The organism is Lentzea xerophila, from assembly GCF_051094245.1.
GTDB lineage: Bacteria > Actinomycetota > Actinomycetes > Mycobacteriales > Pseudonocardiaceae > Lentzea > Lentzea xerophila.
In genome coordinates, this window is the sequence record NZ_CP194934.1 from 6,775,367 (window position 1) to 6,794,136 (window position 18,770).

General features: G+C 70.3%; 18 protein-coding genes. 8 read left to right on the forward strand and 10 right to left on the reverse strand.

From position 1 onward, the window contains the following. Position 1: 1 nt before the first annotated feature. The 6 genes from secD to ACRSBM_RS32200 form a co-directional block, all read right to left on the reverse strand. Positions 2-2,134: a protein translocase subunit SecD gene (secD, locus tag ACRSBM_RS32175; protein ID WP_434449139.1), complete on the reverse strand. Its 2,133-nt coding sequence runs from the start codon at positions 2,132-2,134 to the stop codon at positions 2-4. 80 nt (positions 2,135-2,214) lie between these two features. Next, on the reverse strand, positions 2,215-2,541 hold the full coding sequence (locus ACRSBM_RS32180; protein ID WP_434449142.1) for a hypothetical protein: 327 nt from the start codon (positions 2,539-2,541) through the stop codon (positions 2,215-2,217). After that, complete coding sequence (locus ACRSBM_RS32185) at positions 2,541-3,491, reverse strand: tetratricopeptide repeat protein (protein ID WP_434449144.1); 951 nt, start codon at positions 3,489-3,491, stop codon at positions 2,541-2,543. The genes ACRSBM_RS32180 and ACRSBM_RS32185 overlap by 1 nt, the downstream gene beginning before the upstream one ends. A gap of 45 nt (positions 3,492-3,536) precedes the next feature. Continuing rightward, positions 3,537-4,964: a rifampin monooxygenase gene (gene rox, locus ACRSBM_RS32190; protein WP_434449147.1), complete on the reverse strand. Its 1,428-nt coding sequence runs from the start codon at positions 4,962-4,964 to the stop codon at positions 3,537-3,539. A 141-nt stretch (positions 4,965-5,105) separates the two neighbouring features. Beyond that, positions 5,106-5,498 carry an NUDIX hydrolase gene (locus ACRSBM_RS32195; protein ID WP_434449149.1) on the reverse strand — a complete coding sequence of 131 codons (393 nt, stop codon included), beginning with the start codon at positions 5,496-5,498 and terminating at the stop codon, positions 5,106-5,108. Between the two features lie 10 nt (positions 5,499-5,508). After that, positions 5,509-6,090, reverse strand: a complete 582-nt coding sequence (locus tag ACRSBM_RS32200; RefSeq protein ID WP_434449152.1) for an FMN-dependent NADH-azoreductase — start codon at positions 6,088-6,090, stop codon at positions 5,509-5,511. Between the two features lie 82 nt (positions 6,091-6,172). On the opposite strand from ACRSBM_RS32200, the gene ACRSBM_RS32205 reads away from it, so the two are divergent. Continuing rightward, positions 6,173-6,646 carry a MarR family winged helix-turn-helix transcriptional regulator gene (locus tag ACRSBM_RS32205; RefSeq protein ID WP_434449155.1) on the forward strand — a complete coding sequence of 158 codons (474 nt, stop codon included), beginning with the start codon at positions 6,173-6,175 and terminating at the stop codon, positions 6,644-6,646. Here ACRSBM_RS32205 and ACRSBM_RS32210 read toward each other — a convergent pair. Beyond that, entirely contained in the window at positions 6,643-7,830 is a 1,188-nt protein-coding gene (locus ACRSBM_RS32210; protein WP_434449157.1) for an NAD(P)/FAD-dependent oxidoreductase, read from the reverse strand. The genes ACRSBM_RS32205 and ACRSBM_RS32210 overlap by 4 nt on opposite strands. 177 nt (positions 7,831-8,007) lie before the next feature. Between ACRSBM_RS32210 and ACRSBM_RS32215 the strand changes: the two genes are divergently transcribed. The 3 genes from ACRSBM_RS32215 (at position 8,008) to ACRSBM_RS32225 (ending at position 11,204) form a co-directional block, all read left to right on the forward strand. Then, complete coding sequence (locus tag ACRSBM_RS32215; protein ID WP_382446094.1) at positions 8,008-8,208, forward strand: hypothetical protein; 201 nt, start codon at positions 8,008-8,010, stop codon at positions 8,206-8,208. A gap of 53 nt (positions 8,209-8,261) precedes the next feature. Further along, a complete protein-coding gene (locus ACRSBM_RS32220; RefSeq protein WP_434449160.1) occupies positions 8,262-9,761 on the forward strand; it encodes an AMP-binding protein in 1,500 nt (499 codons plus the stop codon). Between the two features lie 132 nt (positions 9,762-9,893). Further along, positions 9,894-11,204, forward strand: a complete 1,311-nt coding sequence (locus ACRSBM_RS32225) for a response regulator transcription factor (RefSeq protein WP_434449163.1) — start codon at positions 9,894-9,896, stop codon at positions 11,202-11,204. Positions 11,205-11,435: 231 nt separating this feature from the next. On the opposite strand, the gene ACRSBM_RS32230 is transcribed toward ACRSBM_RS32225, so the two are convergent. Then, a complete protein-coding gene (locus tag ACRSBM_RS32230) occupies positions 11,436-12,683 on the reverse strand; it encodes a helix-turn-helix domain-containing protein (RefSeq protein WP_434449166.1) in 1,248 nt (415 codons plus the stop codon). A 20-nt stretch (positions 12,684-12,703) separates the two neighbouring features. Between ACRSBM_RS32230 and ACRSBM_RS32235 the strand changes: the two genes are divergently transcribed. The 3 genes from ACRSBM_RS32235 (at position 12,704) to ACRSBM_RS32245 (ending at position 14,983) form a co-directional block, all read left to right on the forward strand. Further along, positions 12,704-12,838, forward strand: coding sequence for a hypothetical protein (locus ACRSBM_RS32235; protein ID WP_434449169.1), 135 nt, complete (start codon positions 12,704-12,706; stop codon positions 12,836-12,838). A gap of 124 nt (positions 12,839-12,962) precedes the next feature. After that, complete coding sequence (locus tag ACRSBM_RS32240; RefSeq protein WP_434453302.1) at positions 12,963-13,445, forward strand: PH domain-containing protein; 483 nt, start codon at positions 12,963-12,965, stop codon at positions 13,443-13,445. Beyond that, positions 13,442-14,983, forward strand: a complete 1,542-nt coding sequence (locus tag ACRSBM_RS32245) for a PH domain-containing protein (protein ID WP_434449171.1) — start codon at positions 13,442-13,444, stop codon at positions 14,981-14,983. The genes ACRSBM_RS32240 and ACRSBM_RS32245 overlap by 4 nt, the downstream gene beginning before the upstream one ends. On the opposite strand, the gene ACRSBM_RS32250 is transcribed toward ACRSBM_RS32245, so the two are convergent. Next, positions 14,984-15,919, reverse strand: coding sequence for a GlxA family transcriptional regulator (locus ACRSBM_RS32250; protein ID WP_434449174.1), 936 nt, complete (start codon positions 15,917-15,919; stop codon positions 14,984-14,986). Between the two features lie 71 nt (positions 15,920-15,990). Between ACRSBM_RS32250 and ACRSBM_RS32255 the strand changes: the two genes are divergently transcribed. Next, positions 15,991-17,256 carry an MFS transporter gene (locus tag ACRSBM_RS32255; protein WP_434449176.1) on the forward strand — a complete coding sequence of 422 codons (1,266 nt, stop codon included), beginning with the start codon at positions 15,991-15,993 and terminating at the stop codon, positions 17,254-17,256. Here ACRSBM_RS32255 and ACRSBM_RS32260 read toward each other — a convergent pair. Continuing rightward, complete coding sequence (locus tag ACRSBM_RS32260; RefSeq protein ID WP_434449179.1) at positions 17,188-18,705, reverse strand: helicase HerA-like domain-containing protein; 1,518 nt, start codon at positions 18,703-18,705, stop codon at positions 17,188-17,190. The two genes, ACRSBM_RS32255 and ACRSBM_RS32260, sit on opposite strands and share 69 nt — an antisense overlap. Between the last annotated feature and the right edge of the window lie 65 nt (positions 18,706-18,770).

The following is an 18,770-nucleotide window of genomic DNA, read 5'->3' on the forward strand; positions in this document are numbered from 1 at the left end:
CCTACTTTGCTACGGATCGAGCGTCCCGAGGAAGAGCGCTTCGCGAAACCGCTCGGCGTGGCCAGCGCGACTCCAGCCAGATCGCGATCGGGGCGGCGGTGACCACTGTGGAGGCGGTACCGGCGACCAGGCCGATCAGCAGTGCCGTGGCGAAGTCGGCCAGCGAACCGTCGCCGAGCACGAGCAGTGCCGCCAGCACGAAGAGCACGCCGATGCCTGTGTTCACGGTGCGCGGCACGGTCTGCACGACCGCGTCCGACACGACGTCCGGGTAGGGCGCCTTGAACCGGGATCCGCGCAGCTCGCGCAGCCGGTCGAAGACGACGACCGAGTCGTTGACCGAGTAACCGATCACGGTCAGCAGGGCCGCGAGGAACACGCCGTCGGCCGTCTTGCCCATCCACGCGAACACGCCCACCAGCACCACCACGTCGCTGATCAGCGCGGCCACCGTGGCGAGGCCGAGCCTCCAGTCGAAGCGGATGGCCAGGTAGCCGAGCTGGGCGGCGACCGCGATCGCCAGGCCGATCACCGCGTTGCGGCGCAGTTCGGACGACAGCGACGGGCCGATCAGCTCGTTGCTCGACTGGCGGGCGCCGCCGTCCACGGCCGAGGAGACGACCTCGCCGATGCGGGACGACGTCGCGTCGTCGATCGGGCCGGTGCGCAGCGAGACCTCGTTGCCCGACGACGAGACGACCACGTCGGAGAAGCCGGCATCGGTGAGCGCGGTCCGAACACGTCCGGCGTCGACGGAACCGCCCGCGGTGAAGTCGAGCATCCGGCCGCCGGTGAACTCGACGCCGAGGTTCAGGCCGCGCACGAACAGCCCCGTGATCGCCACCAGCACCACCGCGGCGGCGGCGAGCAGCCAGCGGGACGGGCGGCGGTAGAGCACGGCGGACAGGCGCTGCCGCACCCAGCCCAGCGTGTGCAGGCCGCTCAGCCGGGGTCGCCGAGCGACGAACCGCGTGCCGAGGATCCACACCACGAGCACCCGCGAGAGCACCAGAGCGCTGAACATAGACGCCAGCACACCGATGGTCAGCGTGACGCCGAAGCCCCGCACCGGGCCGGTGGCCAGCCAGAACAGCAGGCCGGCGGCGAGCAACGTCGTCACGTTCGAGTCGGCGATCGCGCTCAACGCGCCGCGGAAGCCGCTCTCGGACGCGCGCCGCAGGTTGGGTTTGCGGGCGTACTCCTCGCGCGCTCGTTCGAAGATCAGGACGTTCGCGTCGACCGCCATGCCGATCGCCAGCACGAAGCCGGCCAGGCCCGGCAAGGTCAACGTCGCTCCCACCGCCAGCAACCCGGCGTAGGCGACACCCGCGTAGCCGACCAGTCCGACGACGGCCAGGAACCCGGCCAGCCGGTAGGTGAAGATCAGGAACAACGACGTCAGGGCGATGCCGATGATCGCCGCCATGGCGCTGGCCTCGATGGCCTCGGCACCGAGCGTCGCGCCGACGGTGCGCTGTTCGATCACCTCGACCGGCACGGGCAGCGCGCCGGAGCGGATGACCAGGGCGAGCTCCTTGGCCTCTGGCTGGGAGAACCGGCCGGTGATCGTGGTGGCACCGCCTGCCTGACCGGCGCCGCACGGCGTGTCGAGGCTGACCTCCGGCGACGAGATGGTCTCGCCGTCCAGCACGAACGCGATCTGGCGGCCGGGGGTACCGGACGGCTCGCAGGCCGCCTCGCCGGTGACCTTCTGCCACTTGCCGGGGGCGTCGCCCTGGAACTGGATGTTGACCACGAAACCCGTGCCCTGCGGGTTGCGCTGGGCGGTGGCGTCGGAGATGCCTTCGCCGGTCATCACGGTCTGGCCGTTGCGCTGCACGGTCAGCTGCGCGGTCCGGCCGAGGACCTTCACGGCCTCTTCCGGGTCCTGGACGCCGGGCAGTTCGACGACGATGCGGTTCTCGCCGGAGCGGGCGATCACCGGTTCGGCGACGCCGAGCTCGTCGACGCGGCGGCGCAGGATCTCCATGGACCGGTCGGCGGCGTCGGAGTCGCCCTTGGCCTCGAGGACGATCTGGGTTCCGCCCCGCAGGTCGAGGCCGAGGCGGGGATCGGAGGTGAGCAGCAGGAAAGCGGAGGCGACGAGGACCCCGAGCGCTATGAGACCGCGCACGAGGAGACCCCGTCGCGCGGTGTCGCGCGACATGGGTGAATAGGCCTTCCGGGAAGAAAGTGGTTGCTGAGAAACGGGTTTCAGCGACCGGAAGGCGGCGAGCGGTCCCGCTGCGGCGTCCAGCGGATGACGTCGGGCGTGCGGTGCGAGCGCTGGGCGAGGGCGACGGCGAACTGCGCCGGCAGCGCGGGTTTCGCGACCGGCGGCACGTCCATCGGCACCTGGGCCTGCGGCACCTGGGCTGCCTGGAGGTTGTGCGGTTTGGGCGCGGCGCCCGGCAGGTTCGCGACGTCGTGGCCGTGCCGGACGACGGACTCACCGGCGGGCGCGGCCGAGACGGGCGCGGCGACGACGAACAGCTGGCCGAGGAACAGCAGGAACGCGAGTGCGACCGCGTTGCGACGCATCACCGCCTCCTGCCTCCCCCGACGTAGACGAGCGCTCCCCCCACGACAGCGCACAACCAGGAAAGCACAAGTGGCTGCATCGTCGTAGCCCCGAGGAGCAACGCGACGGTCCACCCGGTCAGGATCAGCGCCGACGCGCCGAGCAGGGACACCGTCACGGCTAGCTTACGCAGGCTGAACAGCGGCTTGAGCGGTCGCAGCCGCAGCGCCACGACCAGGCAGCACAGCACCAGCGCGCCGGTGAAGAACGCCAGGTAGGGCGTCGGCCGCGGCATGCCGGCGATGAGGGCGAGTAAACCGCCGCCTACCAGCAGCAACGAGATGGTGCGCAACGCACGCCACACCTGCGCCTTGTTCAACCGCGGCGGCGCGGGCCTCGCGGAACGGCGCCGTTGCACGGTCGCGAGGTTCGCCCTGGAGTCCGCGTCGGACGGGTCGAGCTTGATCGCCGACCGGTAGGCGTGCTCGGCGGTGCCCCAGTCGCGCAGGCGCAGCGCCGCGTCGCCGAGCACCTGGAACGCCCGCGCCTCGGTCGGTGCGAGCTGGGAGGCGTGCAGAGCCGAGTCGAACGCCTCCACGGCGCCGTCCGGGGAGTCCGCGAGCACCTCGGCGAGCACGACGTAGCAGCGCCAGTCGCCGGGTTTGCGCCGCACGGACTCCCGCGCCGCGACCGCCGCCTCCTGGTGCCGGCCGAGGTCGCTCAGGGCGAGCGCCGCCAGCCGTTGCGGCCAGGCTGGCTCGCCGTCGAGCACCATCGCCCGCTTGGCCGAGTCGAGCGCCTGGTCCGCCTCACCGAGGTCGAGGTGGGCGGCGGCGAGCCGGCACCACGCCTCGGCGTGCCGGGGGTTCGCCGCCACGAGGGGCCGCAGCAGGTCGATGGCCTGCCGCGGTTTCCCCGAGGCGGTGAGCTCGGCTGCGCGGAGCAGCACGGCTGTCGTCGGCTCGGACACACAGCACAGTGTGACAAAGCGCTGCCGACCCTCGAATGGGTGACCTCAGCCGGAGGTGCCGAACCAGCGGGTCAGCTCCCGTTCCAGCTCCTGCTGGTCCTCGCCGGCCCACGCCACGTGCCCGTCCGGCCGCAGCAGCACCGCGGGCGCGTCCAGGTCCTCGCTGACGTCGACGACGTGGTCGACCCGGTCCGTCCAGCCGGCGGCCGACAACGACCCGGACTGGTCGAGCAGGATCCCGCGACCGGCGTGCATCTGCTCGTAGAGCCCGCCCCGCTTCAGGGCCAGGTCGCCGATCCGGCGTCCGACCAGGTCGTTCCCGGAACCGAGGTCGTACCGGATCGCCACCGCGATGATCTTCTCGATCAGGTACCGGTTGACCTCCTCGAACTGCACGAGCTCGGTGAGCAGCCGCCGCACCGACTGCGGTCCCGGCTCGACCTTCATCAGCTCGATCTGCGCGCGGGTGTTGTTGAGCACCTCCTCGGCCACCGGGTGGCGTTCGGCCTCATAGGTGTCGAGCAACCCCTCGGGCGCCCACCCGTGCACGGCCGCGGCGAGCTTCCAGCCCAGGTTGAACGCGTCCTGCACGCCGAGGTTGAGCCCCTGACCGCCGGTGGGCGGATGGATGTGCGCCGCGTCGCCCGCGAGGAACACCCGGCCGGACCGGTAGCGCTCCGCCTGCCGGGTGGCGTCGCCGAAGCGGGACATCCACCGCGGCGAGTGCACGCCGAAGTCGGTGCCGGCGATCTTGACGAGCTGCTCCTTGAAGTCGTCCAAGGACGGCATGACCGCCCGGTCCTCGTTCACGCCCTCCGCGGGCACGATGACGCGGTACGTCGCGGTGCCGCCGATCGGGCCGATGCCGAACCGCTTCTGGGTCTTGCGGACCTCCAGCATCAACGGCATCGCCTCCTCCCACGGGATGCCGATCTCCATCTCGCCCAGCAGCGTCTCCACCCGCGACGGCTCGCCGGGGAAGTCGATGCCGGCGAGCTTGCGCACGGTGCTGCGGCCGCCGTCGCACCCGACGAGGTAGCGCGTCCGCAACGAGGTGCCGCCGGCCAGGTCGACGGTCACGCCCTCCTCGTCCTGGCTGAAGGCGGTGACCGTGCTGCCGCGCCGGATCTCGGCACCGGCCGCGGCGGCGTGTTCAGTGAGCAGGCGCTCGATGTCCGGCTGCGGCAGGCCGAGGACGACCGGGTACTTCGTGTCCAGCCGCTCGGGCGCGGGCTTCTCGATCCCGGCGAAGAACCCGGAGAGCGGGTACGTCTGGCCCGCCTCCAGGAACCGGTCCGCGATGCCGCGCTGGTCGAGGACCTCGATGCTGCGCGCGTGCAGGCCGAGCGCACGAACGACCTTGGTCGGCTCCGTGTCCCGTTCCAGCACCACCACGCCCAGGCCGTGCAGCCGCAGTTCGCCGGCCAGCATCATGCCGGTCGGTCCGCCGCCGGCGATGATGACGTCGATCATGGAGTGGTCCCCGTTTCCCCAGGTGAATGACGTTGGCTGGGGAATGATGAAGCACACCCGGGGTCTTGTGGCAAGGCCCCGGGTGCGCTATATGTTGAAGTGGGAGGAGAGCAGCGCTCTCCTCTTCGTCGTTTCCGAGGGTCAGCGAAGAAGCCCTGCCTCGTTCAGGTGGGCGAAGATGATCCGGTCGACCGGGGAGATCCGGTCCGCGTCGGCGGTGGTGAGCCAGGCGAGCTCCTCGATCTCGGCCGACGCCACCGGTTCCCCGGCGAACGACGCGGTGTAGCAGGTCATCCGCACGGTCACCCCCGACGTGTGGCCGTGCGCCTGCGCCTCGAACGTCCCTGCGTACCGCGCCGAGGCCGCGTCGATCTCGACGGACAGCTCCTCGCGGATCTCGCGCACGAGCGTCTCGACGTCGGACTCTCCCGGCTCGCGCTTACCGCCGGGCAGGTAGTACGTGTCCTTGCCCGCCGACCGGGTGCCGAGCACACGGCCGTCCTTCAGATAGAGCCAAGCCACCTTGTCGATCACGCGACCGACATTAGGCGGAGGCGAGTTCCTTGACCACGCGGTGGGCGTCGGCCAGCGACTCGACCGCCAGCTCGCGGAACTGGTGCATCTGCGGCACCACGTCCGCCAGGGTCAGCTCGGCGTGCACGAACTCCAGGTTGTGGTCGAGCCCGACCATCGACAGCACGGCACGCAGGTACGGCTCCTGGAAGTCGAAGCCCTCGCGTGGCGTGCCCGGCTTGTACGAGCCGCCGCGCGCGGTCACGACGACGACGCGCTTGCCGCCCCAGGCGAACGTGCCGTCCTCGCGGGCGAAGTGCTCGGACGTCGCGACCTGGTCGATCCAGGCCTTCAACGTCGACGGGATCGAGAAGTTGTACATCGGCGCACCGATGAGGATCACGTCGGCGGCGTCGACCTCGGCGATCAGGTCGGCGGAAATGCCCTGGTCGGTGCCGTCCTTGTGCGGGATCGGCGCGGCATGCAGGTCCCGGTGGGCGTAGCCGCCGCCGGGGTTCGCGGCACGCCAGCTCTCGGCGAACGCGCCCGTGATCTCGCGGGTCACGGAGCCCTCGTAACGGATGCTCGAGTCGATGTGGAGCAGATTGGTCATACTCGGAACATACGAGCCCAGAACTTCCGAGTCAATATGTTCCGAGCCGAGAACATCTCGCACGGGATGTAGGATGGAACACATGGAGGAGCAGCCCGGTCTCATCGAGGCGTGCGTGGAGAAGTGGGACCTCAACTGGCTGCTGCACCGCGCCACCCAGCGGGTCGGCGCGGCATTCGCCGAGGAGATCGCGAAGTTCGGGATCTCGCTGCGCGGTCAGCTGGTGCTGCAGGCGCTCACGAACGAGGAGGCCCAGCGCACCCAGCTCAAGCTCGGCGCGATGCTCGGCCTGGACAAGACCACGCTGACCAGCGAGCTCGACAAGCTGGAGCGACTCGGCCTGGTCCTGCGCGTCCCCGACCCGAACGACCGGCGCGTGCGCACACCGGTGATCACCGACAAGGGCCGGGAGCTGCAGAAAGAGGCGGGTGACGCGCTCGCCGAGGTCGAACGCGCCTTCCACTCCCGCTTCACCGCCGATGAGATGGCGATCATCCTCAGGGCTTTGCAGGACCTCTCGCGCGGCGACGGTCCGATGCACGGCTCCTGCATCTAGGCGAGATCGCCCAGGTCCGCTTCCCTCAACTGTTCGGGCGTCACGGTCGCCTGCGCGTCGACCAGTGCCTTCAGCGCCGTGCCGTGCTCCCACACGTTGACGTTCATGGCCGCCCGAACCCGTCCGTCGCGCAGCCAGAACGCGATGAACCGCCGCGAGGCCACGTCACCGCGCACGACCAGTTCGTCGTCCGGGCCCGCCAAGCCGCGGTACTCCATGCCCAGGTCGTACTGGTCGGTGAAGAAGTACGGCGACTTCACGTACGGCTCGTCCAGCCCGATCAGCGCACCCGCCACGTGCGTGCCCTGGTCCTTCGCGTTCGCCCAGTGCTCGACGCGGACCCGGCGGCCGTAGCGCGGGTGCTCCTGCGCCGCGATGTCACCGGCGGCGAACACGTCCGGCGCGGACGTGCGCAACGTGGCGTCGACCGCCACGCCACCCCCGGCCAGGTCCAGCCCGGCGGCCTCGGCCAGTTCGAGCCGCGGCGACGCCCCCACGGCGAGCACCGTGACGTCCGGCAGCAGTTCGGTGCCGTCGTCCAGCCGCACGCCGGACGGCGAGAAGCCCGCCACGCCGGTGCCGAGCTTGAACTCGACGCCGTGCTCCTCGTGCAGGCCGCGGAACATGGCCCCCATCTCGCTGCCCAGCACGCGCACCAGCGGTTCGGCCAGCGGGTCGACCACCGTGACGCGGCAGCCGTGCGCGCGGGCGGCGGACGCCACCTCGCAGCCGATCCAGCCCGCGCCGACGATCACGACATGCCGGCCCTCGCGCAACGCCGACTTCAGCGCGATCGAGTCATCGAGCGTGCGCAGCACATGCCCTTGCGCGCCAGGCAGAACCCGCGGCCGCGATCCCGTCGCGAGCAACAACCGGTCGTAGGCGCGCACCGCCCCGTCGGAGTCCACGACCGAGTGATCGCCGGGCCGCAGCTCCAGCACGGACACCCCGAGCTGGAGATCGATCTCGTTGTCGGCGTAGAAGCCCGGTTCGTGCACCCACGCCGGTTCGGCGGCCTTGCCGAGCAGCACGTCCTTGGACAGCGCGGGAAGTTCGTACGGGCGGTGGCGTTCGGTGCCGAACATGATGATCTTGCCGCCGTAGCCGCGGTCGCGGAGCGCCGCCGCCGCGGAGGCACCGGCAAGACCGGTGCCCACGATCACGATCCGTTGCGGTTCCGCCATATTCACCCCTCCAGGTGACTTAATCTCGTCCCCACGTGCGACGCTAACCGCAGCCCGACACGGTCGCGCGACGAAGAAGCCCGATCCGCCGTAATGACTTTCGGCGACACGCGTCTCACGGATGCGAGCGCCGGAACCGCCGAGCCGGCGCGCCGAGTGAGCTGGAGGAACGAACCCGTGGGAGCAACAGAGGAGTGGCAGGTGAGCTGCCGCGACATCGCGTCGCGCCGACGGGACATGACGGTGTTCGTCAGCCAGGGGCACATCGTGATCACCGTGCCGCCGGGCGAAGCCGCCGTTCTGACACCACTGGAAGTCGGCCGGCTGCGAGCCGCACTGCGCGACGCCGTGGTGAGCGCCTCCAACACCGACATGTGACGGCCATCACAGCGTTACCTACTCACTAGTAGGTTGATGGCAGAGTGGGCCGCATGGTGACCCGCGTGCTGCTGACCCTGGTCAAAGCCGGAGTGATCCGGCCGCTGGGCCCGCGCGGGCTCGCCGGCACCGTGAGCGGGTACCTGCAGTGGGACATCACGCTCGCCTGGGGATACCAGACGGGCGCGGGACGGCACCCGGACCGCGCGGCGATCATCGACGACGACGGCGTGCTCACGTACGCGGAGGTGCACGAACGCACCAGCCGGCTCGCGCACGCCTTCCGCGCCAGGGAACGCGTCGGCCTGCTGTGCCGCAACAGCCGCGCCTTCGTCGAGACGATGACCGCGTGCACGAAGATCGGCGCCGACGCCGTCCTGCTCAACACCGGCCTCAGCGCGGGCCAGCTGGCCCAGGTCGCACAGGACCAGAAGATCGACCGGATCGTCGCCGACCGCGAGTTCGCCGGCGTGCTGCCCGACCTGCCCACGTTCTTCACCGACGAGCTGGAATCGCTCATCGCCAACGGCTCCTCGGCGGCACTCCCCCGCCGGCCCCCGCGCGGCCGGCTGATCATCCTCACCTCCGGCACCACCGGCACCCCGAAGGGCGCCCGGCGACCGGAACCCGCGAGCCTCGCCCCCGCCGCGGCACTGCTGTCGCGGATCCCGCTCCGGCACGGCGACGTCATCTCCATCACCTCCCCGCTCTTCCACGCCTGGGGCCTCGCCGCGTTCCAGCTCGGGCTCGTGCTCGGCGCGACCCTGGTGCTGCGCCGCAGGTTCGACCCCGCGCAGGCGTTGCAGGACGCCGGGAAGTGCACCGCGATGTTCGTGGTTCCCGTGATGCTGCAACGCATGCTGGAGCTCCCGCACCGGCCGAAGCTGCGGATCATCGCCTCCAGCGGCTCGTCCCTGCCGCCCCGCGTCGCCACCCGCACGCTCGAGGAGTTCGGCCCGGTCCTCTACAACCTCTACGGCTCAACGGAAGTGAGCTGGGCGAGCATCGCCACCCCCGAGGAGATGCGGCGAGAGCCAGGCACGGCGGGAAAGCCACCGCTCGGCACCCGTCTGGCCATTGTGGACGATCGCGGCGAACCGGTGGCGCCGGGCGAGACCGGACGGATCTTCGTCGGCAACGAGATGCTGTTCGACGGCTACACCAACGGCACCAGCAAGGAGTCGGTGAACGGCCTGATGTCGACCGGCGACCTCGGCTACCTCAAGGACGGCCTGCTGTTCGTGGCCGGGCGCGACGACGAGATGATCGTGTCGGGCGGCGAGAACGTCTACCCGCACGACGTCGAGGACCTCCTCTCGACCCTGGACGGCGTCACCGAGGTCGCGGTGCTCGGCGTGCCGGACGACGACTGGGGCCAGCGGCTCGCGGCCTACGTCGTCGGCTCCGAAACCCTGACGGCCGAACACGTCCGCGATCACGTGAAGGCGCATCTCGCGCGGTATTCCGTTCCCCGGGATGTTTTCTTCGTGAAGGAACTACCGCGCAACGCGGCCGGAAAAGTGTTGAAACGTCAATTGCGCGACCAGCGCTAGTGCTGCGTCAGTCAGCCTTTGCCCCGTATTCGGCGTTCAGACTGCCGCGAGGCGACCTGCTGAGCATCGAAGACGCGGCGAAGGCTGGCTGACGCAGCGCTAGTCTCGCCCTCGAGCTGAGGGGGCTTGACCATGACGGTTCCCGGCAGGACCGCGGATCCGCGGTCCAACGCCGTGCACAACCTGCGCGAGGCACGCATCGCCCTGGACGAGGGCAGGCCGGGCGAGGCGCTGGAGTTCGCGGAGAAGGCCGTGGCCGCGTTCACGTGGCTGGACGACGCGGAGGGCGTCGCCGAGGGCGTGCTGGCGCAGTCGGTGGCGCTCGGCAAGCGCGGCTTGTGGCCCAGTGCGCTCGACACCATCGACCGGGTGCAGGAGATCGCGGCGGCGAACCGCCACATCGGACTGCAGGCGCGGTGCAGCTTCTCCCGTGCCGTGGTGGAACTGCGGCTCGACTCGCGGGAGCGGAGCTTCAACTCCTTCGCGCGCGCGCTCGGCCTGGCGGAGCTCACCGGTGACAACGAGCTGATCGGCTCGGTGGTGTTCGAGCAGGCACGGGTGATGCGGACGCAGTACCACGAGCACTGCATGATCCGCACCGAGCAGAGCCGTTGCAGCCTCGACGGCGAGCCGTGCGTGCGCAAGCTCCGGCGCGCGGAAGCGTTGTGCGCGCAGGTGCGCGACCGGTGGAAGCAGGTCGGCGACCCGGTGCGGATGGCGATGGTGAACGTCCTGCTGACACACGTGCGCATCGATCTGGGTGAACTTGACCGCGCGCACCGCAGCTGGCAGCGCGCTGACCAGTTGCTTGCCGGAAGGAACCGCCCGGTGGCGCGGGCGGAGGCGTTGCTGGCGCGGGCGCGGCTGAGCGGGGCACGCGGGCGGTACGCCGACCAGATCGCCCAGCTGACCCAGGCCGCCGAACTGGCGATGAGCTGCCTGGCCCGGGAAGTCGCGGTGCACGCGCACCAGCAGTTGAGCGAGGCGCACGAACGGTCCGGCGATCTCGGACTGGCGTTGCGGCACGCGCGGCTGCAGTTGGAGCAATACCGGTTATGGGAACTGCAGGAGGGACGCGACCTTCTGCGGATGCGGGAGCACGACCTGTCGTCGCGACTCGTGGAACAGTTGGCGCACAGGCGTTTCGAACCCAAACGCGAGGACGCCGTAGTGCGTCTCCCGCAGCACGGCCGGCTGCACGAGACCGGCACCGCGGAGCACACGAACACCCGGATCGCCCGGGCCCTGCGCGCGGGGCTCACCAAACGCGGCATCGAGGTGCTGCGGCTCGTGGCGGCCGGAGCGAGCACGACGATGATCGCGGAGTCGCTCGGCCTGTCGCCCAAGACCGTGCAGAACCACCTCCAGCGGATCTACACGACCCTCGACGTCAACGGACGCGCCGCCGCCGTCGTCTGGTGGATGAACCTGACCGCGCGATAGGCATCTGCTGTCAAGCCGTTGACAACTGCGCCATCCAGACACGTTTCCCGTCGCCCGTTCGGCCGCTCACCGCTCACCGGGAACTGCCGGTTATCGGGTGTTCTACCCAGGTCCGCGAGGTGGAATTGGGTGATGTGACAGGTAACCGGTGTGTGTCATGCTCCGTTAACAAGGTGTCCGGTTCACGCGCGAGGGGCGGTCATGACGGGGCGACGCCGCCTGGTGCCGACGTTAGTGCTTGCGCAGCGCGATGCGGGCCACGTCGCGCCACAGCAGCGGGTCGACGCCCTCGGGGTTGATGTGCTCCAGCACCGCGGCCAGCGCCGCGCGCGCGTCGATGCCGCCGGCGGTGTCGACCTCGTCGGCCGCCCGCACGAGCAACAGGTGGCACCGCAGCTGTTGCTCGGCGTCGAGCTGTCCGGTCGCGAGCGCGTCCTCCGCGAGCTCGCGGGCCCGGTCGACTTCGCCGTGGCGCAACGCCAGTTCCGCCCGCAGCGCGCGGGCGTGCGCGGCCAGGCGGTCCTGCCGGCGCATCCCCGCGACCGTCTGCTCCACCGCGTCCAGCAACGCCGCCACGTCGTCGAGGTTCGCTCCCGGCGTGCGCAGCGCGATGACCGCGGCGGCCAGGCGGACGCGGCACCGGTACTCGGGATCGCCGTCGAAGTCGTCGAGCATCGCGACGGCCTCGCGGATACAGTGCGCGGCCTCCGTCCGGTCTCCCAGCCGATCCGCGACCTTGGCGCGCACCCACCACGTCGAGATGGCGAGCCGGTCCCGCCCGAGTTCGGGCAGCCGCACGGAAAGCTGGTCCACGATCTGCTCGGCGTCGGCCAGCCGCCCGGCTGCGGTCAGCTCCGCGCACAACGAGATGAGCGCGCGGGTGTGCACGCGACGCACCCGTTCGCCGTCACCGAGGGCCAGCTCGACGGCCTCGCTCGCGGCCTTCACGGATTCGGCCGTCCGGCCGAGGCGCCGCAACGAGGATGCGCGCAGGATCTCCACGAGCGCGTCCACCGCCGGACCGGGAGACCACGACTTGCGCAGCCTCGACCCCGCCAGCAGCACACCCTCGTGGTCGTGCTGCCGCGCGAGCATGGCGAGGCGCGTCCACCGCACGCACCAGCCGAACATCTCCTCGTCGGACCGCTTTCCCAGCGTTTCCAGCAGATCGACGGCCGTCACCAGGTCGCCGTCGTGGTAGGCGAGCAACGCCTCGCACCACGCCAGCGCCTCGTCCTGCATCGCGGTGCTGTCCTCGTCGACGACCAGCTCGGACTCCTCGACGCCGAGCACCTCGGCGAGCCTGCGCACGACGGCGGGGGAAGGGACCCGTTCGCCGGACTCGAGCCGCGACACGTAGCTCATGGAGACTCCGGGGCACGCGAGGTCCTTTTGCGACAAACCGCGTTGAAGGCGAACCGCCCGCAGCCGCGCCCCGAACCTCGTCAACGACTTCCTGCCCTCATCCACGGCCGCCACCTATCGAACGGAGCACCTCAATGAAGTTGAACACTATCGCCAGGACCATCGCCGCGGTGATCCTCAGTTTGGGGACACTCATGACGATGACCGGCGCGGCGTCGGCCGACGACAGGGACTCCACGTTCCTGCCGCCGTACTGCGTCCGGCCCTGATCGGTGTGACGGACCGGGGTGGTCCTGCCTCCCTCGCAAGCACGACCACCCCGCCCACCGACACACCAATTGACCTACCTGGCCCCACCGCCGGGTGCCCGTGAGGCACCCTTGAGGGGTGACTCTGCAACTGCGCACGCCTCGTCACCAGGTGAGTCGGAAGTCCGTCCTGCTGTGGACGATGCAGGCCGCCGTGTTCTGGCTCGTGCTCTTCGTGCCCCAGCTCGTCGTGTTCCTGCTGGTGGACGAGCCGCCGACGTGGGAGCTGGCGCTCATGATCGCCACGCTGGTCGTCGGGGTCGTGCACACCGCGGTCGAACCGAGCTGGCGCTACCGCGTCCACCGGTGGGAGACCACGCCGGACGCCGTGTACACGCTCTCCGGCTGGCTGAGCCAGGAGTGGAGGGTCGCACCGGTGTCGCGGATCCAGACGATCGACACCAAACGGGGGCCGTTCCAGCAGTTGCTCGGCCTGTCGACGGTCACGGTGACGACCGCGTCGGCCGCCGGTCCGGTGGAGATCGAGGGCCTGGAGCACGAGGTGGCGCAGCGGCTCGTGGTGGAGCTGACGAACACCACGCAGGCCACGCCGGGTGATGCCACGTGACCACCCCCGCGGGAGTACCGGCCGACCTGCCGGCCGCGCCCGAGTTCACCGAGCCCCTGGCGGAGTGGCACCGGCTGCACGTGCGCATGCTGGTCGTGCGGCCGCTCAACGAGGGCCTCGCGATGCTGGTGCCGATCCTCGTCCTGCTGTTCACCGGCAACGGCGAGAAGTGGCGGTTCATCGCCAGTGGCGTCACCGCCGCGGCGATCCTCGCGTTCAGCTACCTCATCTGGCGCACCACGAGGTACCGCATCACCGACGACCAGGTCGAGCTGCACACCGGGTTGCTGACGCGCAAGCAGTTGGCGGTGCCGCGCGATCGCATCAGGACGGTCGACCTCACCTCCAAGCCGGGGCACCGGATCTTCGGGCTCTCGGCGGTGCGGATCGGCACCGGGCAGCAGGACGTTCCCGGCACGGACGGCCTCACGCTCGACGCGGTGACGCAGCAGGAGGCCGAACGGCTGCGGGTCTTGTTGCTGCAGAAGGGAGTCGTGCCCAAGGCCGCTTCGGTCGAGGGCGAGCCCGACGCGGAACCGGTTGCGCTGCCGGAGTCCGAGGTCATCTCGCAGCTCGACCTGAAGTGGCTGAAGTTCGCGCCGCTGTCGTTGTCGGGCCTGGTCGCGATCGGTGCCGCGTTCGGCGTGCTGTCGAACTACGCCGACGACCTCGGCCTGCACCCGGTGCAGGACCTGTGGGAGTGGCTGTTCGAGAGCCCGAGTCTCACGCTGTTCGTGGTGTTTCTGGTCGTGCTGGCCGTGGTCGGCCTGGTGCTGTCGATCCCGCTCTACATCATCCAGTTCTGGAACTACCGGCTGACCCGCGAGCCGGACGGAACCCTGCGCGTGCAACGAGGTCTGCTCACCACCCGCTCGGTGTCGGTGGAGGAGCAACGTCTTCGCGGCGTCGACATCCAGGAACCACTGCTGGTGCGCGCGGGCAGGGGCGCCAAAGCCGTTGCGGTGACGACGGGTCTGGGGTCGAAGGGCGAGAGCAACCTGCTGCTGCCGCCCGCGCCGCTCTCAGTGGCGCACCAGGTTTCGCGGGACGTGCTGAAGGTCGACAGCGACCCGACCACGCGACAGCTCCGCAGGCACCCGTTCGCCGCGCTGCGCCGCAGCATGGTCCGGCACGTGGCGCCGTGGGTCGTCATCGCGGCCGGCCTCGCGATCTGGGCGCCGTCGTGGGCGTGGCCGATCCCGGTGGCGATCACCCCGTTCGCCGCGCTGGTCGGCTGGGACAACTACCGCTCGCTCGGCAACGCCCTCGACGACCGCTACCTGGTGACGCGCAACAACTCCCTGGTGCGCAGCACGGTGGCGTTGCAGCGCACCGGCATCATCGGCTGGCGCATCCGGCGGTCGTTCTTCCAGCGCCGCAGCGGGTTGATGACGATCGGCGCGACCACCGCGGCGGGCGCGGGCATCTACCACGTGACGGACGTCGGCGAGTCCGACGGGCTGGCGCTCGCCGACGAGGCGGTCCCGGACCTGCTGCGGCCGTTCCTGACCGGGGCGGAAGAGTCCACTGTGGAGTGATCAAGCCGAGCGGAACGTCTGGCGGTAGGCGCTCGGCGAGACGCCGATCGACGCCGCCATCTGCTGCCGCAGCGCCGCTCCCGTCCCGAACCCGGCGTGGTTCGCGACCTGGTCGATCGGCAGGTCGGTGGACTCCAGCAGGTGCCGGGCGCGGTCGACCCGCTGCCCGGTGAGCCACTGGCCGGGCGACATGCCGGTCTCGGCGCGGAACCGGCGGGTGAACGTGCGCACGCTCATCCGCACCTGTCCGGCCATCGCGGCGAGGTCGAGCGGCTCCTGGAGGCGTTCCAGGGCCCACTCGCGGGCGAGTGCGGTGGAGGTGCCTGGGTAGCTCGGCATGGGACGCTCTACGAACTGGGACTGGCCGCCCTGCCGCCACGCCGGGACGACGCAGTAGCGGGCGATCCAGTTCGCCACCTCGCTGCCGTGGTCGGACCTGATGACGTGCAGGCACAGGTCGATGCCCGCGGCGACGCCCGCCGACGTGAGGATGTCGCCGTCGTCGATGAACAGCACGTCCGGGTTCAGCCGCACCTCCGGGTAGAGCGCCCGGAACTGGTCGGTGGTGCCCCAGTGCGTGGTCGCGGGCCTGCCGTCGAGCAGCCCGGCGGCGGCGAGCACGAACGCGCCGGTGCAGATCGACATGATCCGCCGCGCCTTCGTCGTCGTGAGCGCCTCCCGCACGGCGGGTTCGAGCCGGCCTTCCCGCGCCGGCTGGTAGTGGGTGCCCGGCACGAGCACCGTGTCCGCGTCTTGGAGGACCTCCAAGCCGTGCTCGGGCGCGATGGTGAAGCCGCCGGTGGTGGGGATCGGGCGGCGGTCCGGCGAGCAGACGACGACCTCGTAGCGGTCCGCGAGCCGGGCGAACATGTGCGTCGCGGTGCCGATGTCGAACGCGACGGACTGTTCGAGCGCGAGAACGGCGATCCGGTGCATGGCCTGATTCTTTCACATGTTGGCCATCGGGCCACTGTTCGCTCGGTCGGCGATCACCGAACCTTGTCGGCGTGAGACTGCATTGGGCCTGGGTTGTCGCAGGTGTGTCGTTCATCGCCCTGGTGGGAGCCGCGTCGTTCCGCGCGGCGCCGAGCGCGTTGATCGAGCCGTTGCGGGCGGAGTTCGGCTGGACGACCGGCACGATCTCCCTCGCCATCTCGATCAACCTGTTGCTGTACGGGTTGACCGCGCCGTTCGCCGCCGCGCTGATGGACAGGTTCGGCGTCCGGGTCGTGGTGACCTGGGCGTTGACCATGGTCGCGATCGGCAGCGGCCTGACGGTGTTCATGACGGCGTCGTGGCAGCTCGTCCTGCTGTGGGGCGTCGTGGTCGGTCTCGGTACCGGCTCGATGGCGCTGGCGTTCGTCGCGACGATCACCGGCCGGTGGTTCGTCAAGCACCGCGGCCTGGTCACGGGCGTGCTGACGGCGGGTGGCGCGGCCGGTCAGCTGGTGTTCCTGCCGACGGTGGCGTGGCTGTCCGAGAGCTACGGCTGGCGGCCCGCGTCGCTGGTGATCTGCATCGCCGCGCTGGCCGTCGTGCCGCTGGCGGCGTTCTTCCTGCGCGAGTACCCGCGCGACGTCGGGCTGCTGCCGCTCGGCGCCTCCGAGGACACTCCCCCGCCACCGTCCGGAGGGGCTGCTCGTCGCGCCCTGAGCGCGTTGACCGCCGCGGCGAAGACTCGGCCGTTCTGGTTGCTGGCCGGTGGTTTCGCGATCTGCGGTGCGTCGACGAACGGTCTGGTGGGCACGCACTTCATCCCCGCCGCGCACGACCACGGCATGCCGACGACGACCGCCGCGGGGTTGCTGGCGCTGGTCGGCGTGTTCGACATCGTCGGCACGATCGCGTCCGGCTGGCTGACCGACCGCGTGGACTCGCGGTTGCTGCTGGCTGCCTACTACGCGCTGCGCGGACTCTCGCTGATGCTGCTGCCGCAACTGTTCGGCGCGTCGGCGCACCCGTCGATGCTGGTGTTCATCATCTTCTACGGCCTGGACTGGGTCGCGACCGTGCCGCCGACCGTGGCGTTGTGCCGCCAGTACTTCGGCATGTCCGGTCCCGTGGTGTTCGGCTGGGTGTTCGCCTCGCACCAGCTGGGCGCGGCGATCGCGGCGTCCGCGGCCGGGCTCACCCGCGACCACCTGGGCAGCTACGACCTCGCCTGGTACGTCGCGGGCGCCCTCTGCCTCGGCGCGGCCGTGCTGTCAGCGTCGCTTGCGCGAAGTCCCGAAGATGCCCCGCGTGATCTCGCGCGCCAGGGCACTGCCGGCTGACCGCAGGAACGACTTCACGGCGCTGTTGCCGAGCACCTTCTCGGCGAGCCCCGGTTCCTCCTTCTCCTGCCGCCGGGGAGGGGCTTCCGGGGCTTGTTCCTGTTGTGGTGGCGCGACTTTCCGCATCAGCTGCTCGTAGGCCGACTCGCGGTCGACGCTCTCGGCGTACTTGCCGTGGAGGTCGGAGCCTTGTGCCGCCTGCCTGATCGCGTCGTCGCCGATGGTGTCCATCAGCGACCGCGGTGCCCGCAGCCTGGTCCACGCGACCGGCGTCGGCGCGCCCTTCTCGCTCAGCACGGTGATGACCGCCTCGCCGATGCCGAGCGACGTGAGCGCCTTCTCCAGGTCGTAGTGCGGCGTGTTCGGATACGTCTTCACCGTGCGCGCCAACGCTTTCTGGTCGTCCGGCGTGAACGCGCGCAGTGCGTGCTGGACGCGCGCGCCGAGCTGCGACAGCACGTCGTTCGGGATGTCGGTCGGCAGCTGGGTGCAGAAGAAGACGCCGATCCCCTTGGACCGGATGAGCTTCACGGTCTGGGTGATCTGGTCGAGGAACGCCTTGGAGGCGTTCGAGAACAGCAGATGCGCCTCGTCGAAGAAGAAGACGAGCTTCGGCTTCTCGACGTCACCTTCCTCCGGCAGCGTTTCGAACAGCTCCGCGAGCAGCCACATCAGGAACGTGGAGAACAGCGCGGGGTTGCCCTGCAGCTCGGCCAGTTCCAGCAGGCTCACGACGCCCTTGCCGTCGCGCTGCCGCATCAGGTCGGCCGGGTCGAGCTCCGGTTCGCCGAAGAACCGGTCGCCGCCCTGCGCCTCCAGGTTCACCAGGGCCCGCAGGATGACGCCCGCGGTGGAGCTCGAGACGCCGCCGATGCCCTTGAGGTCCGCCTTGCCCTCGTCGCTGGTGAGGTGCTGGATGACGCTGCGCAGGTCCTTGGTGTCGAGCAGCGGGAGGCCCTTCGAGTCCGCCCAGTGGAAGATCAGTCCCAGGGTCGACTCCTGGGTGTCGTTCAGGCCCAGCACCTTCGCCAGCAGGATCGGCCCGAAGCTCGTGACCGTTGCCCGCAGGGGCACACCGATGCCGCCGGTGCCGATCGACAGGAACTGCGTCGGGTACGACCGCGGCCGCCAGTCGTCACCCGTGTCCTTGGCGCGGGCGTCGATCCGGTCGCCGTGCTCACCTTCTCGCGACAGACCGGACAAGTCGCCCTTCACGTCGGCCATCAGCACCGGCACGCCGTTGTCCGACAGCTGTTCGGCGAGCAGCTGCAACGTCTTCGTCTTGCCGGTTCCCGTCGCGCCCGCGACAAGTCCGTGCCGGTTGATCATGGACAACGGGATGCGGACGTGTGCGGCCGGCTCGACGGTCCCGCCGGCCAGCACGGCACCGAGTTCGATGGCCGCGCTCTCGGACGCGTACCCGGCGGCGATCTCAGCTTGAGCCGTCATGCACGAGGAGCGTAACCAGGTTGCTGCACGCCGCCACTCGAAGTTGACGCCCCGCGCAGTAATGT